General features: G+C 68.1%; 7 protein-coding genes and 2 pseudogenes. 5 read left to right on the top strand and 4 right to left on the bottom strand.

Annotation, left to right across the window (positions count from 1 at the left end; translation table 11 throughout):
- The first annotated feature begins 1149 nt into the window (after positions 1–1149).
- Complete coding sequence (locus OMK73_RS27630; protein WP_267604830.1) at positions 1150–1707, top strand: SET domain-containing protein; 558 nt, start codon at positions 1150–1152, stop codon at positions 1705–1707.
- A gap of 44 nt (positions 1708–1751) precedes the next feature.
- Here the strand turns inward: OMK73_RS27630 and OMK73_RS27625 are convergent, their stop codons facing one another.
- From OMK73_RS27625 to phhA, 4 genes are all read right to left on the bottom strand, one after another.
- On the bottom strand, positions 1752–3374 hold the full coding sequence (locus OMK73_RS27625; protein WP_267604829.1) for a sensor histidine kinase: 1623 nt from the start codon (positions 3372–3374) through the stop codon (positions 1752–1754).
- Between the two features lie 25 nt (positions 3375–3399).
- The gene (locus tag OMK73_RS27620) at positions 3400–4104 is read right to left on the bottom strand and encodes a response regulator transcription factor (protein ID WP_267604828.1); all 705 of its coding nucleotides are present in this window, start codon (positions 4102–4104) and stop codon (positions 3400–3402) included.
- 137 nt (positions 4105–4241) lie between these two features.
- Positions 4242–4559: a 4a-hydroxytetrahydrobiopterin dehydratase gene (locus tag OMK73_RS27615; RefSeq protein WP_267604827.1), complete on the bottom strand. Its 318-nt coding sequence runs from the start codon at positions 4557–4559 to the stop codon at positions 4242–4244.
- A gap of 145 nt (positions 4560–4704) precedes the next feature.
- On the bottom strand, positions 4705–5637 hold the full coding sequence (gene phhA / locus OMK73_RS27610) for a phenylalanine 4-monooxygenase (RefSeq protein WP_267606536.1): 933 nt from the start codon (positions 5635–5637) through the stop codon (positions 4705–4707).
- A gap of 271 nt (positions 5638–5908) precedes the next feature.
- Between phhA and OMK73_RS27605 the strand changes: the two genes are divergently transcribed.
- From OMK73_RS27605 to pbpC, 4 genes and pseudogenes are all read left to right on the top strand, one after another.
- Positions 5909–6388 (top strand): Lrp/AsnC family transcriptional regulator, encoded by a 480-nt coding sequence (locus OMK73_RS27605; RefSeq protein ID WP_150987569.1) that lies wholly within the window; start codon positions 5909–5911, stop codon positions 6386–6388.
- A 109-nt stretch (positions 6389–6497) separates the two neighbouring features.
- Positions 6498–12505, top strand: a pseudogene (locus OMK73_RS27600) (MG2 domain-containing protein).
- Positions 12502–13203 carry a lysoplasmalogenase gene (locus tag OMK73_RS27595; protein ID WP_267604826.1) on the top strand — a complete coding sequence of 234 codons (702 nt, stop codon included), beginning with the start codon at positions 12502–12504 and terminating at the stop codon, positions 13201–13203. The pseudogene OMK73_RS27600 and the gene OMK73_RS27595 overlap by 4 nt, the downstream one beginning before the upstream one ends.
- Positions 13200–15412, top strand: a pseudogene (gene pbpC, locus OMK73_RS27590) (penicillin-binding protein 1C). The gene OMK73_RS27595 and the pseudogene pbpC overlap by 4 nt, the downstream one beginning before the upstream one ends.
- The last annotated feature ends 9 nt before the right edge of the window (positions 15413–15421 follow it).

Below are 15421 nucleotides of genomic sequence, written 5' to 3'. Positions count from 1 at the left end.
GGCCCTTCCAGGGGCATTGCATTGCAATAGCGAAGCCCGGCGCGGGCAGGGCGAAATCCCTCAAATGCCGGGGCCTCCGGCAGATGCCAAAGGCAACTGGCCGCCGCGCAGCACTATCCCTGCCCGCCAAGGGGCCTTGCAGGCGCTGTGGGCGTTTCTTTCGCTGGAGCCGGGTCCGTGGACCGCGTACCCATTGCAGCGCAGCAGCGAGGGCCGAGAGGCTGCCTGGGAGGGATATGAACTATTGTGCATGGCGCCCATTGAGCAAGCGCGGCCGAAATCTCGAGGTTATTCGCGGCATGCATGCGCGGCCTTGGCCGTTAACGGTGCGCGTTTACGGCCAAGCCCGGTCACCGGGCAGTGCGGACGTATACCGCCGACCGCCGCGAAACGGCGCGTATACCTCGGCGACCCAGCAGGAAGACCACGCGTAGTACGCGGTTGCATACGCGCTCTTCCTCGTCAAAAATCCTTGGATGTACGGGGGTAAACCGTGCAGCGACCAGCAAATTCCTCTTGCTCAAAAAAGAAGCCACGCCTGAAGCGGCTTTTCAGCCCTTTATTTTTTGCGTGGTTCTCTTTGCTCGCCGATAACAGGACGTAGTCCTTTCTGTTTACTTCTTTCTTTAATGTATACAGATAGTAGTAGTAGGTAAACGGCTGCCTTTTCTGTGGATAACCCGGTAAACGCTTTTCAAATCAGGATGTTGCAAGAAGCAGAAGTGGTGGGACCCGGTGTTGGCGGACGTGGATGACTTAGCCTTTTGGATGAGGGGTCGGGTGCAACCCTCCGACTTATGCCTGATGCGTCCCCATGCCAACCCCAGGCAGCCCACATGAATTGCATGTCTTTATCCCCAGATTTTTGCCGGGTTATCCACAAACTGTCGGCGGGTTCGTGGTCGTATACGTAGCCACAGGTAGCCACAGAAGAGCTTCTTGAGGCTGTTTCGATGATGGGTCTTCCCGTTAACCGGTGCGCTGTATATCTGGATCGACGTACTACAGGTTCAGGTGGGCCGCCCAGTATACGCCTATTTGCCGGCAAGGGGATGCCGCAGCCAATATGGGCAGGTATCATCGCCATCGCGCCCGGGCGGCGCGCAGCCGCGCAGGGTGGCAGGAAGGCGGACCAATACGGGATGGCACATGGCGGAACAGGCAAAGCAAGAGGAATTGAACCAGGAAGGGACTGACGCGAAAGACGCCGAGCGCGTCAAGAGCCCCAGGCAGGGCAAGCGCAAGACCGCGTCCGACCGCGTCGAAGTGCGCCGCTCGGGCGTGCATGGCAAGGGCGTCTATGCGAACGCGCCGATTGCCGAGGGCGAGCGCATCATCGAATACAAGGGCGAGCATATTTCGTGGAAGGAAGCGCTCAAGCGCCATCCGCACGATCCGGCGGATCCCAACCACACCTTCTACTTCAGCCTGGAAGACGGCAACGTGATCGACGCCAAGTTCGGCGGCAACCGCGCGCGCTGGATCAACCACGCCTGCGCGCCCAATTGCGAGGCACGCGAGAAGAAGGGGCGCGTGTTCATCCACGCGCTGCGCGACATCGCGGGCGGCGAGGAACTGTTCTACGATTATGGGCTGGTGATCGACGCGCGCTACACCAAGAAGCTCAAGAAGGAGTTCGAGTGCCGTTGCGGCAACCCGAAGTGCCGCGGCACCATGCTGGCGCCGAAGGACAAGAAAGCCAAGTAGGCGTCTTGCAAGGGGACGAGTTGCACGGCTTGTCCCGCCTCACCTCAGACGATCCCGGCGGCCTCGCACGGGATGCGGATCACAAAGCGCATGCCGCGCGCCTCGGCCTCCTCCCCGGAGGCGGGCACATCTTCGATGCGGATGGTGCCGTGATGCAGGCCGATGATTTCATGCACGATGGCGAGGCCGAGGCCGGCGCCGCCGGGCGGTTGCGCCGGCGCATTGGGCCCCGGCGTATGGTCGCCGCGGAAGAAGCGCTTGAAGACTTCCTCGCGGCGCGCCAGCGCAATGCCCGGCCCGTTGTCTTCCACCATCACCACCGCCATGCCGCGATGGCCGAGCGCCTCGCCGCCAGCGCGCACGGTGATGCGCCCGCCGGGCGGCACGTATTTCACGGCATTGTCGATCAGGTTGCTGAGCGCTTCGCGTATCAGCAGGCGGTTGCCGCGCACCGTGGAGGGCGCCGCGCCCGTAAAGGTGGGACCGGGCAAGGTCTCGAAGCCCAGGTCGATTTGGCGCGCGAGCGCCTGCGGCACCCACTCGGCGCCGGTCTCGAAGGCCAGCGTGGCCAGGTCGAAATGCTCGATCGGGCCCAGACGCTCCAGCGATAGCCCGGGCTCCGCGCGGGCCAGCGACAGCAACTGGTTGGACAGGCGCACCGCGCGGTCGGCTGCCGATTGCAGCTCGCGCAGCGCGTGGTCCGTCACCGCGGGATCCACCGACTGCACCGCACGGTCGGCATGCAGCTTGACGGCAGTGAGCGGCGTGCGCAGTTGGTGCGCGGCGTCGGCGATGAACTTGCGCTGCGCGTCGAGCGCATCGCGCAGCCTGGCCAGCAGTGCGTTGAGCGCGCGGATCAGCGGCTCCACTTCGGCCGGTACCTGGGTTTCATCGAGCGGCGCCAGCGAGCGCGCGGTCTGGCGATTGAGCTTGTCGGTGAGGATCTGCAGCGGCACCAGCTCTTCCTTGAGCACGTGCGAGAGGATCAGGCTGCCCACCACCAGCAGCAGGATCAGCGGCACCGAGACCGACAGCAGGATCTCGTTGGCGGCGGTCTCGCGCCGGTCCAGCAGCTCGGCCACTTCCACCACGATGGGCCCGCGCGGGGCGCGTCCGGCCTCGCTGGTGGCCAGTTCATCCGAGGCCGGGCTGGGCAGGTTGACCGGCAGGCGCACGGCGCGCACCTGGCGCCCGCTGAACCAGGCATAGAAAAGCCGCGCATCGTGCAGCGAAGTCTGCCCGGTGCCGTAGCCCAGCCAGGTGTCCATGCCGCCGATCAGCCCGTCGGGGCCGTGGATGCGCCAGTAGATGCGGTCGGTGCCTTCGGCCTCGACCAGCGTCTGCGCGATCATCGGGATGTCTTGCTCCAGCCGGGGGCCCGCAATGCGGATCTGCTGCGCGATATTGTTGGCCACGCCGTACAGGGCGCGGTCGAATACCTGTGTGGTGTAGTGCGCCGCCAGCCAGTAGGAGAGCGAGCCGCTGGTCAGCACCAGCGCGAACAGCGGCGTGGCCAGCGCGCGCAGCAAGTGCACGCGCAGGCTTTGCGTGGAGGCCGAGCGCGCGGATGGCGTTGCCGCGGCGGTTGCGACGGCCTTGCCGGATGCACCGCTGGCGGCGTCGGTCAGGGCCTTGGGAGGCTGGGGAGGACGTGGGCGCAGCCACATGGCGGGCTTCTCCCTGGGCGCGGCGTCAGGTGCCGGCGCGGATCTGCAGCAGGTAGCCGAAACCGCGCACGGTCACGATCTCCACGTCGCATTCTTCGAGCTTCTTGCGTACGCGGTGCACGTAGACTTCGATGGCGGTATCGCCAACCGTGTCCCCGCCTTCGCCCGCGGGATGCGCGAAAGTGGCGAGATGGTCCTGCAGCTGTGCCTTGCTGACCACGCGGCCCTGGCGCTGCAGCAGCAGCTCCAGCACGGCGAATTCGCGCGGCGAGAGTTCCAGCGGCTTGCCGTCGATGAACATGCGGCGGTCGTTGCCCGACAGGCGCAGTCGTCCGAGCCGCACGTCGCGCTCGGGCGCGGCCTCGCCGTGCTGGCTGCGGCGCAGCAAGACGCGCACGCGCGCCTCCAGCTCGGGCAGGGCGAAGGGCTTGACCAGGTAGTCGTCGGCGCCGGCGTTCAGGCCGGAGAGCTTGTCTTCGAGCTCGTCGCGCGCGGTCAGGATGATGACCGGCGTGGTGCGGTTGCGGGCGCGGTAGCGCGCCAGCAGGGTCATGCCGTCGATGCCGGGCAGGCCCAGGTCGAGGATCACCAGGTCGTGTTGTTCGCGCAGCAGGTGCTCGGTGGCGTAGACGCCGTCATGCACCACACGCACCTGATGGCCGGCTTGGGACAAGCCGGCTTCGACGCCACTGGCGATCTGACGGTCGTCCTCGATCAGAAGGATACGCATGGTGGCAGGCTGGGAGGCTCGAAAGGGGTCGGGAAAGTGACGAATGCAACAAGCGGTCAACCACCGATTGTACAGCGCAGGGCCGCTTGCGTCCTTTCGGTTTGCCTACAGTCTCCCGGGTAGGCGCAGGCGCGCGCTCAGGCCTTGGACAGCGACGCGGCGGCGCGCTCCATGAAGGCGGCCAGGTCGATATCGCGCCGGGTCAGGCCGTTGGCGTCATGGGTGGACAGGGTGACGTCGACCCGGTTGTAGACGTTGAACCACTCCGGATGGTGGTCGGCCTTTTCCGCGGCCAGCGCCACGCGCGTCATGAAGGCGAAGGCGGCGTTGAAGTCGGCAAAGGTAAAGCGCTTGTGGATCGCATCGCGGTCATCGACGGTGCTCCAGCCGGGCAGGCTGGCCAGCAGCGGCGCACGTTCTTCAAGCGTTAGGGGCACGACAGGCGCAGGGGACATGATGGGCTCGATGGTCGAAAAGGAAGTTGGCAAACGGGAATACCAGCCCGCCCGCTCAACTTTCCGGCCATTGCGATGTGCATGGCGGCGGGGGCGGAGCGGGCATGCCGATATTGTTTCACAAAGCGCGCGCGGGGCGCTGGAGTCAGACGTCGTCGCTGTCGGCCCAGCCTTCGCGCGAGCCGCGATGCAGCACGAGGTCGGATTGCCCCACGTCGCCGGCGCCAAGCGTGGGCTGTGCGCGCAGTTCCTCATAGAGCGGCGCAAAGTCGGGGCGGGTGGCGTCGAACAGCTGGTCGAAGCTGTCGATCACGAAGTACGTCTTCTGGAACGTGTCGATGCGGTAGCGCGTGCGCATGATGCGCCGCACATCGAAGCCGATGCGGTTGGGGCTGGCCGAGTCCAAGCTGTAGATCGATTCCCCCTGGCTCGACAGGATGCCCGCGCCGTAGATGCGCAGGCCCTCCGGCGTGCGGATCAGGCCGAATTCCACGGTGTACCAGTACAGCCGCGCCAGCATGTCGAGCGCGCCCAGCGAGGCGGCCTTGAGCCCGCCCTTGCCGTAGGCTTCCATGTAGTTGGCAAAGACCGGGTTGATCAGCAGCGGCACATGGCCGAACACATCGTGGAAGCAGTCGGGCTCCTGCAGGTAATCGAGCTGCTCGGGCTTGCGCATCCACCAGCTCGCGGGAAAGCGGCGGTTGGCCAGGTGCTCGAAGAACACGGCATCCGGCACCAGGCCGGGCACCGCCACCACCTGCCAGCCGGTGGCGCGCATCAGGGTTTCATTGAGCTGGTCGAAGCTGGGCACGCGGTCGCGCTCCATGCCCAGCGTGGACAGGCCTTGCAGGAATTCATCGCAGACGCGGCCGCGCAGCATCGAGGCCTGGCGGTCGTAGAGCTTGGCCCACACCGCGTGGTCCGTGTCCGTATAGCGGTCCAGCGGCTGCGCGATGGTGAAATCGGGGCGCAGCTCCTGGCCGGACAGCAGGCCGGCGTCGAATTGTTCCTTGAGCTTGTCGGTCAAGGTGCCGGCAAAGCTGGCCTGGGCGTCCCCAGCCTGGGTGGCGATAGCCATTGCGTCCATGATGTTTTATCTCCTGCAGATTTACCGCACAGTTTAGCGAGGATATGACGTAAATGGCCCGCAAATACGGCTTGGTTTCGTCAGGAGATGCATCAATCACGCAGAAATTTGGTATTGTATGCGGGAAATATGCGCGGGTGCGCTGCTAGCGACAATCGGCGTGCCGCAAGGCGGCGGTGGAGGTAGCATTCTTCCCGCCAGCGTAGTGCACAACAAGAAGCGATTCCGATTCGACCAACGCGACCAACGCGACCGAAGCGACATGACCATGATCAACCTCGACCCATTCGACCTCGCGCTGCTGGCGGCATTGCAGACCGACGGCCGCTCCACCCACCAGCAGCTCGCCGAGCGCATTCATCTTTCACCCAGCCAGATCGGGCGGCGGCTCGCGCGGCTCGAGGCCGACGGCGTGATCACCGGCTACCGCGTGGTGCTGTCGCCGCCATCGCTCGGGCTTGGCGTGCTGGTGTTCACCAGCGTCAAGCTGGCCCACCACGGCGACACCATCGTCGAGCGCTTCCGCGAGGACATCCTGCTGCTGGAAGAAGTGCAGGAGTGCTACTCCGTGGCGGGCGAGGCCGACTACCTGCTGCGTATCATGGTGCCCGACCTGCCGACGCTGGCCGAATTCACGATGAAGAAGCTCATGCGCGTGCCGGGCGTGGAGAGCGTGCGTTCCAACATCGTGCTGACCGCGCTCAAGCGCGACGGGCCGTTGCCGCTGTCGCATTTGCGCTAGCCAGCGGGCCTCTCGCTGCGCGCGCGGACTTGCGCTTGCCATCGGCGCATGTCACCCTCGCCGGGTGCCGTAATCGGGAGGAGGCAGGATGACGCAGATCGTCGCTCGGATGGACAAGCGTGAGCAACGTGCGAGAGGTGGGTACTGGTGGGCTGCCGCAGCTTGCCTGCAGGCAGTGTTGGCGACGTTGCCGGGCTCCGGCCAGGCGGCGCAGGTGATCCGCTTCTCGCCGGAGGGCGAGGTCGCTCGCGTGCGGCAGGTGGCGATCCGCTTCGATGAAGCGATGGTGCCGCTGGGCGACCTGCAGGCGAGCCCGCCCGCCACGGTGTCCTGCAATGGCAGCACGATCACCGGGCAGGCACGCTGGATCGACGCGAAGAACTGGGCATTCGATTTTGCGCGCGACCTGCCTCCCGGCGTCAAATGCACGGTGCGCATGGTGGCCGGCCTCAAGAGCGAGGCGGGCAAGGCGTACACCGGCAAGCCGGAGTACCGCTTCGAGACCGGCGGCCCCACCGTGGTCTTCGCGCGACCCGGCGGCGGCGAGATCGAAGAAGACCAGGTCTTTGCGCTGCGCTTCAACGGGCCGGCCACCGCCGACTCGGTGCGCACCGCTGCATGGTGCCAGGCGCAAGGCCTGGGCGAGCGCATCCCCGTGCGCCTCGTTGCCGGCAAGGAGCGCGACGCCGTGCTGGGCGCGCTGCACTGGAAGCTGAAGGCCGACGAGGTGGATACCGTGCACCTGCTGGCCTGCCAGCAGCGCCTGCCGTCCGGTGCGCGTATGCAACTGGTGCTGGGCAGCGGCATCGCCACGCCTTCGGGGCTGGCCACGCGCGACGAGCGGCGCTTCGACTACACCGTGCGCGAGCCCTTCACCGCCAGCTTTACCTGCGAGCGCGAGCGCGCGCAGTCGCCCTGCACGCCGTTGCGGCCTATCTCGCTGTCGTTCTCCGCCCCGATCTCGCGCAAGGACGCCGAGCATATCCTGCTCAATACGCCGAAAGGCCCGCGCGCCCCGCAATTCGAGCCGGACGCGGCGCGCGACGCGCCCGTCAGCAGTGTCAGCTTCAAGCCGCCCTTTGCCGAGAAGACCGAGTTCACGCTTTCGGTACCCGCCGGCCTGAAGGACGACAGCGGCCGCGTGCTGTCCAATGCCGAGCTGTTCCCGCTCAAGGTCAGCATGGCCGTGATGCCGCCGCTGGCGAAATTCTCGGCCGCCCCGTTCGGCGTGCTCGAGCGCTTTGGCGAGTTGCCCAAGGGCCGTGCGCCGGCCGACTATCCGGCGCTGCTGCCGGTGACGCTGCGCAATGTCGAGGCCGACCTGCCGGCGCAAGGCGTGCGCGCGCAAGCTGGCACGGTACGCCGCCTGAAGGTGGACGACGACGGCGCGGTGCTGCGCTGGTACGGGCTGGTGCGCCGGCTGCACGAAGGCAGCTGGACGCGCGGCGAGCTCGACGCCATTCTCGCCGGCCGCTCGCCGTCCGCGGTCAACAACCCGCGCAACGCGCCTTCCATCGAGACCCGCTCCGTGTCGCTGCTCGATGGCGTGGCGGGTGCGCGCAAGCTCGCCATTCCGCAACTGGGCGAGCCCGGCGGCAAGGCGCCCCGCCCGTTCGAGGTGGTCGGCATTGCGCTGCCTGAAGCGGGCTTTCATGTGGTGGAGATCGCGTCGCCGATGCTGGGCGAGGCACTGCTCGGCAAGCCGGTCCCCATGTACGTGCGCACCGCCGCGCTGGTGACCAACCTGGGCGTGCATTTCAAGCTCGCGCGCGGCTCCGGCAAAATGACTGCGCTGGCGTGGGTCACCACGCTCGACGACGGCAAGCCGGTGGCCAACGCCGCGGTGGCGCTGCGCGATTGCAGCGGCAAGCTGCTGGCCTCGGGCCGTACCGATGCTGCCGGGCTGGCGAGCTTCAACGGCCTGGACGACGTGCGCGAGCGCAGTTGCGACGACACCGGGCTGTCTGGCTATTTCGTCTCGGCGCGCATTGCCGCCGATCATCCGCAGGCGCGCGGGCAGGCCGACATGGCCTTCGTGATGTCCGACTGGAACCAGGGCATCGAGAGCTGGCGCTTCAATGTGCCGACCGACACCAGCGCGGTGCCGGACGTGCGCGCCCACACCATCTTCGATCGCACTTTGCTGCGTGCCGGCGAGACCGTGTCGATGAAGCACGTGATCCGCACCGAGACCGCGAATGGCTTCGCCTTGCCGGGTGCGGGCGATCCCTTGCCGGAGAAGCTGGTCATCCAGCATGAAGGCAGTGGCCAGACCTACGAGCAGCCGGTGCAGTGGCGCACCACCGCCACAGGTGGGCGCAGCGCCGAGAGCACGTTCGCGATTCCCGCGGCAGCGAAGCTTGGCGTCTATACCGTGTCGTTGAGCGACGCCAAGGATCGCGTGATGGACAGCGGCAGCTTCCGCGTGGAGGCCTTCCGCCTGCCGGTGCTCGCGGGCACGCTCAAGGCCGGCAGCGGCGGGGCGCTGGTGGCGCCGGCCGAGGTGCCGCTCAACCTGGAAGTGCACTACGTGTCGGGCGGCGGCGCGGCAGGCCTGCCGGTGCGGGTGTCGGCGCTGCTGCGCGACAAGTACGTGCGCTTTGCCGACTACGATGGCTATGCCTTCGCCGCGCCGCGCAAGCCGCAAAAGGACAGCAGTGGCGATGAGGACGAGGGCGAGGATGGCACTGCGCAGCGCGACGAGGCGCAGAAGCTGGTGGCGGACAAGCTGCCGCTGAAGCTGGACAAGAGCGGCGGCGGCACGCTGACCCTCAAGAACATGCCGAGGCTGGACGCACCCAAGGACCTGGTGGTGGAGTCGGGCTTTGCCGACCCCAACGGCGAGATCCAGACGCTGCGCCAGACGGTGCCGATGTGGCCGGCCGGCGTGGTGGCGGGCATCCGCACGCAGAGCTGGGTCTCGGTCAAGCAGAAGCTGCCCGTGCATGCCGTGGCGCTCGATCCGCAGGGGCGGCCGCAGGCCAACGTGCCGATCTCGCTGCGCGCGCAGGTGCGCATCACCACCTCGGTGCGCAAGCGCGTGGTGGGCGGCTTCTATCGCTATGACAACCGCAACGAGAACAAGGATCTGGGCACCGTATGCGAGGGCCGTACCGACGCGCAAGGCCGCATGCAATGCGACGTGGCGCTGCCCGAGGCCGGCCAGGTGGAGCTGATCGCGCAGGCGCGGGATAACGCGGGACGCGTATCGCAGGCCGCCACTTCGGTGTGGGTGACGCGCCAGGGCGAGCTGTGGTTCGGCGGCGAGAACAACGACCGCATCGACCTGCTGCCCGAGAAGAAGGCCTACGCGCCGGGCGAGACCGCCGTGTTCCAGGTGCGCATGCCGTTCCGCCATGCCACCGCGCTGGTGGCGGTGGAGCGCGAGGGCGTGCTGGAGACCAGCGTGGTGGCGCTCAACGGGCGCGACCCCACGGTGCGGGTCAAGGTGAGGCCGGAGTGGGGCCCCAATGTGTATGTGTCGGTGCTGGCGTTGCGCGGGCGCTTGCGCGAGGTGCCCTGGTATTCGTTCTTCACCTGGGGCTGGCGCCAGCCGACCGAGTGGTGGCAGGCGTTTCGCAGCGAGGGGCGCGAGTACGCCGCGCCGAGCGCACTGGTGGATTTGTCCAAGCCGGCTTTCCGCCTCGGGCTGGCGGAGATCCGCGTGGGCAACGAGGGCTACAAGCTTGATGTGAAGGTGACACCCGACAAGGCGAGCTATCCCGTGCGCGGCAAGGCGCAGGTAGCCGTGCAGGTGAAGCTGCCGGACGGCAAGCCTGCCGCCAACGGCGAAGTCGCGCTTGCCGCGGTGGATGAAGCACTGCTTGAGCTGATGCCGAACACGAGTTGGGATCTGCTCGACGCGATGCTGCGGCGGCGCAGCTACGGTGTGGAGACCGCCACCGCGCAGATGGAAATCATCGGCCGGCGCCACTACGGCCGCAAGGCCGTGCCGGCAGGCGGCGGTGGCGGCAAGAGCCCGACGCGCGAGTTGTTCGATACCTTGCTGCTGTGGAATCCGCGCGTGCAGCTTGACGGCGAAGGGCGCGCCACGCTGACGGTGCCGCTCAACGATTCGCTCACGCGATTCCGCATCGTGGCCGTGGCCGACCTGGGCGTGGGCCGCTTCGGCAACGGCAGCGCTACTCTTGCTGCCACGCAGGACCTGCAGCTGATCTCGGGACTGCCGCCGTTGGTGCGCGAGGAAGATCGCTATCGGGCCATGTTTGCGCTGCGCAATACCACGCAGCGCGCGATGACGGTGCAGGCCGCGGCGCGCGTGAGCCCGCCGGGACAATCCATGCAGCCGCAGGCGCTGGCGGCGCAGACGGTGGAGATCCCCGCGGGCGAATCGCGCGAGATCGGCTGGGACGTGGCTGCGCCGCTGTTGCCCGCCGGCTCGCTGGTGCAGGACGGCACGGTGCAGTGGGAGGTGGAAGCCACCGAGGCCGGCAAGACGGGGGCGCCAGCGACCGCGTCAAGCTCTCGCAGCGACTGGTGCCGGCGGTGCCGCTCACCGTGCAGCAAGCCACGCTGGCGCAGCTGGCGCCAAACCTGTCGGTGCCGGTGCGCGCACCGCGGGGTGCGCTGGCGGATGCTGCGGGCCAGCCTCGCGGAGGCCTGCAGGTGAACCTGCAGGCGTCGCTGGCGGGCGGCATGCCGGGCGTGCGCGAGTGGTTCCGCAGCTATCCATTCACGTGCCTGGAGCAGCGTGCCTCGCGCGCGATCGGGCTGGGTGATGCGGCGCAATGGAACGCATTGACGGCGCAGCTGCCCGGCTATCTCGACAACGACGGGCTGGCCTCGTATTTCCCGCTGCAAAACGACGTCGATGCGGGTAGCGAGGTGCTGACCGCCTACCTGCTGGCAGTCTCCGACGAAGCCGTGCGCGCGGGCCTGCCGCTGCGCCTGCCTGATGAGGCGCGGGCGCGCATGGAAAGCGGCTTGGCCGCCTTCATCGAAGGCCGCATCAAGCGCGAACGCTGGGCGCCCACGCAAGACCTGGAAGTGCGCAAACTGGCCGCGCTCGAAGCGCTGTCGCGCAGCGGGCACGCGCAGGCGCGCATGCTGGGCTCGATCCAGATCCTGCCGGCGCAATGGCCCACCTCGGCGCTGCTCGACTGGATCGCCGTGCTGTCGCGCGTGCAGGATATCCCGCAGCGCGACGAGCGCCTCGCGCAAGCGCAGCAGATCCTGCGCTCGCGGCTGACGGTGCAAGGCACGCGGCTGGCGTTCTCCACCGAGCGCGACGACAACTGGTGGTGGCTGATGAGCGGCGGCGATCTCAATGCCGCGCGCCTGCTGACGCTGTCGCTTGAGTTGCCCGGCTGGAGGGACGAAAGCGCACAACTTGCAACCGGCTTGCTCGGCCGTCAGATGCGTGGCGCCTGGGGCACCACCACGGCCAACGCCTGGGGCTCGCTGGCGATCACGCGCTTTGCGCAAGCCTTCGAGAAGACGCCGGTGTCGGGCGCCACGCGCGTGGCGCTGGAGGGCGTGCCCGATGCATCGCGCAGCTTCGACTGGGCGCGCGCACAGAAGGTGGATGGCGTGCCGGGTGGCAGCCTCAGCCTGCCGTGGCCACGTGCGGGCGAGGCCGCCACGCTGCAGGCCGTGCAGCAAGGCGCCGGTAAGCCCTGGGCCACGGTGCGCGCGCTGGCGGCAGTGCCGCTCGCCGCGCCACTCTCGGCCGGCTACCGCATCACGCGCAGCGTGACGCCGGTGGAGCAGGCGGTGGCGGGCAAGTGGTCGCGCGGCGACACGTATCGCGTCAAGCTGGAGATCGATGCGCAGGCCGACATGACATGGGTGGTGGTGAGTGACCCGGTGCCTGCCGGCGCCACCATCCTGGGCAGCGGCCTCGGGCGCGACTCGGAGATCGCCACGCGCGGCGAGCGGCGCAAGGGCGCATGGCCCGCATTCACCGAGCGCACGCCGCAGGCCTTGCGCGAGTACTACGCCTACCTGCCGCGCGGCAACGCCACGGTGGAATACACCGTACGCCTGAACAACTCCGGCGAGTTCGCCTTGCCGCCCACGCGGGTGGAAGCGATGTACGCGCCGGATGTCTTCGGCGCGCAACCCAATGCCAGACTGACCGTAGGAGCACGCCCTTGAGCTGGCTTGCAATGATGATGCCCGCGCGGGTGCGCGAGTGGTGGATGGCCGGCACGATGGCCGGCTTGGTCTACGGCGGCCTGCTGGTCACCGTCGCGATGGACTCGCCACCCGGCGCGCCGTTGAACGGGCAGATCGCCTTCCAGCCGGTGTGGAAGACCGCGATGGCGCTGCTGCTGGTACGCGCCGCGCACTTCCATCCCGTGCGCCGCGAGCGGCGCTGGCTGATGGCGGCGCTGCTGTTCTCCGCATTAGGGGACTTCCTGCTGGCGATGCCGTGGCTGTCGTTCTCCTTCATCGGCGGGCTCGGTGCTTTCCTGATCGCGCACTTCGCCTACCTCGGCTTGTTCGTGCCCATGGCGGGCGACGGGCGCGCGCATCGCCTGATCGCTTGCGGCGCGGTGGTGGGCGCGGCCGGCGTGATGGTCGCGCGCTTCTGGCCCAACCTGGGCACGCTGGCGGTGCCGGTCTCGGTCTATGTGGGCGCGCTCACGGCGATGGCCTGCGCCGCGTTGCTGGCAAAGCTGCCGACGCCGCTGGCGGCGCTCGGTGCGCTGTGCTTCGCCGTGTCCGACGGCTTGCTCGGCACCGCGCGCTTTCTCGTGCCGTTCGATACCTTTGCGCTCGGCATCTGGTGGACCTACGCGGCCGCGCAGGTGCTGCTGGTGGCCGGCGTGGTGGCCGGGCGGGACAAATGAAGGCGGGCCTGCGCGCGGTCGTCGTGATGGCCTGCATGGCCAGCGCGCCCGCGCATGCGTTGCCGTCCTTCGACAACGTGCGCACCAGTTGGCGCAGCGCGGACGTGGTGGTGCTCGACCGCCACGGCGAACCCCTGTCCCGCGTGCGCGACGATTTCCGTGCGCGCCGCGGCGACTGGGTCACGCTGGCGGAGATATCGCCCGCGGTGCGCATCGCCATCGTCCTGTCCGAGGACCGGCGCTTCCATGCGCACAGCGGCGTGGATTGGCAGGGCGTTGCCGCCGCCGCGTGGGCCAACCTGTGGAACACGCGCACGCGCGGCGCCTCCACCCTGACCATGCAGCTCGCCGGCTTGCTCGACGAAGACCTGCGGCGTGCCGACAGCGGCCGCAGCGTGAGCCAGAAGATGGCGCAGGCCGTGCGAGCGACCGCACTGGAGCGCAACTGGAGCAAGGACCAGATCCTCGAGGCCTATCTCAACCTGGTGCCGTTTCGCGGCGAACTGGTAGGCTTGTCCGCGCTGTCGCAGGCGCTGTTCGGCAAGTTTCCGAGCGGCCTCGATGCACGCGAGGCGGCGCTGGCGGTAGCGCTGGTGCGCGCGCCCAACGCGCGTGCGCCGCAAGTGGCGCAGCGCGCCTGCGGCATCCTGCGCGAGCAGCAATTGCCGAAGGCATGCGATGGCCTGGACGGCTTCGCGCAACTGGCTTTGCTGCGTACCCGCAGCGCGGGCATCAGCAACGCTGTGGGCAATGCATCGACGTCGAGCCTGGCGCCGAAGCTCGCGCCGCACCTGGCGCGCTTGCTGGTTTCGCAAGCCCGTGCCGCCGGGCCGGTGCCTGCCACGATCACGTCCACGCTCGATGCCGGCCTGCAGCGCATCGCCACGGCAAGCCTCGATCGTCATCTGCGCGAGCTTGCCGGGCGCAATGTGGAAGATGGCGCCGTGGTGGTGATCGACAACGCGACTGGCGACGTGCTGGCCTACGTCGGTTCGTCGGGTGCGTTGTCGGCGGCCGCGCAAGTCGATCACGCTGCGGCGCCGCGCCAGGCCGGCTCCACGCTGAAACCGTTTCTCTATGAGCAAGCGCTGGAAGCGCGGCGGCTGACCACGGCGTCGCTGCTGGACGACCGGCCGGTCAACTTGCCCACGGGCGGCGGCGGGGGCTCTATGTGCCGCAGAACTATGACCGGCAATACGCGGGCTGGGTGAGCATGCGCGCCGCGCTGGCTTCGTCGCTGAATGTACCCGCGGTGCGCACGCTGGTGATGGTCACGCCGTTTCGCTTTCACCAGCGGCTGACCGCGCTCGGCTTGCCGCTGACGCAGGCTGGAGACTACTACGGCTACAGCCTTGCGTTGGGTAGCGCCGATGTGCCGCTGGTCGCGCTCACCAATGCCTATCGCGCGTTCGCCAACGGCGGGCGTTATGCGAGCGCACGGCTGCGCGCCGATGCGCCGCCCGTGACGGCGCGCGCGGTGATGTCGCCCGCGGCGAGCTACCTGGTTGCCGATGTACTGTCGGATCGCCACGCACGGGCGCGCACGTTCGGCCTGGACAGCCCGCTCACCACGCGCTTCTGGACCGCGGTCAAGACGGGCACGTCGAAGGACATGCGCGACAACTGGTGCGTGGGCTGGTCGCAGCGCTACACGGTTGGCGTGTGGGTGGGCAATGCCAGCGGCGCAAGCATGCATGAGGTCTCGGGCGTGTCCGGCGCGGCGCCGGTGTGGCACGAGATCATGGAGGCACTGCACCGCTCGGTGCCGAGCATGGCGCCGGCCATGCCTGCTGGCGTGGAGCGCGTGCCGCTGCGCTTCGCCGATGACCTCGAACCTGCGCGCGATGAGGTGTTCCTCGCGGGTACCGCAATGCGGGTCGTCAACGTGGCCAGCGCGGATAGCGTGCGTGCCACCAAGGATCGCGTATCCGCTATCGCCAGCCCTGCCGATGGCACCGTGTTCGCGCTCGATCCCGATATCCCGCCGGCAGCGCAGCGCGTCTGGTTCCATGCAGAAGGTGTCAGCGGACAGACCGCGCAACATGTGAGCTGGCGCATCGATGGCAAGCCGCTGGGGCGCGGCGGCCAGCTCTCCTGGCTGCCCTGGCCGGGCCGGCACGAAGTGGAATTGCTGGATGCTGCCGGCAAGGTGGTCGACCGCATCGGCATCGAGGTGCGTGGCGCCGTAGCCAAGGCGCCGCGCCGCTGATTGCGCCGG

It is taken from the genome of Cupriavidus sp. D39, from assembly GCF_026627925.1.
GTDB classification, from domain to species: Bacteria; Pseudomonadota; Gammaproteobacteria; order Burkholderiales; family Burkholderiaceae; genus Cupriavidus; species Cupriavidus ulmosensis.
Note: the sequence above shows the minus strand (reverse complement) of the source record. Positions and strands in the feature narration are given on the sequence as shown.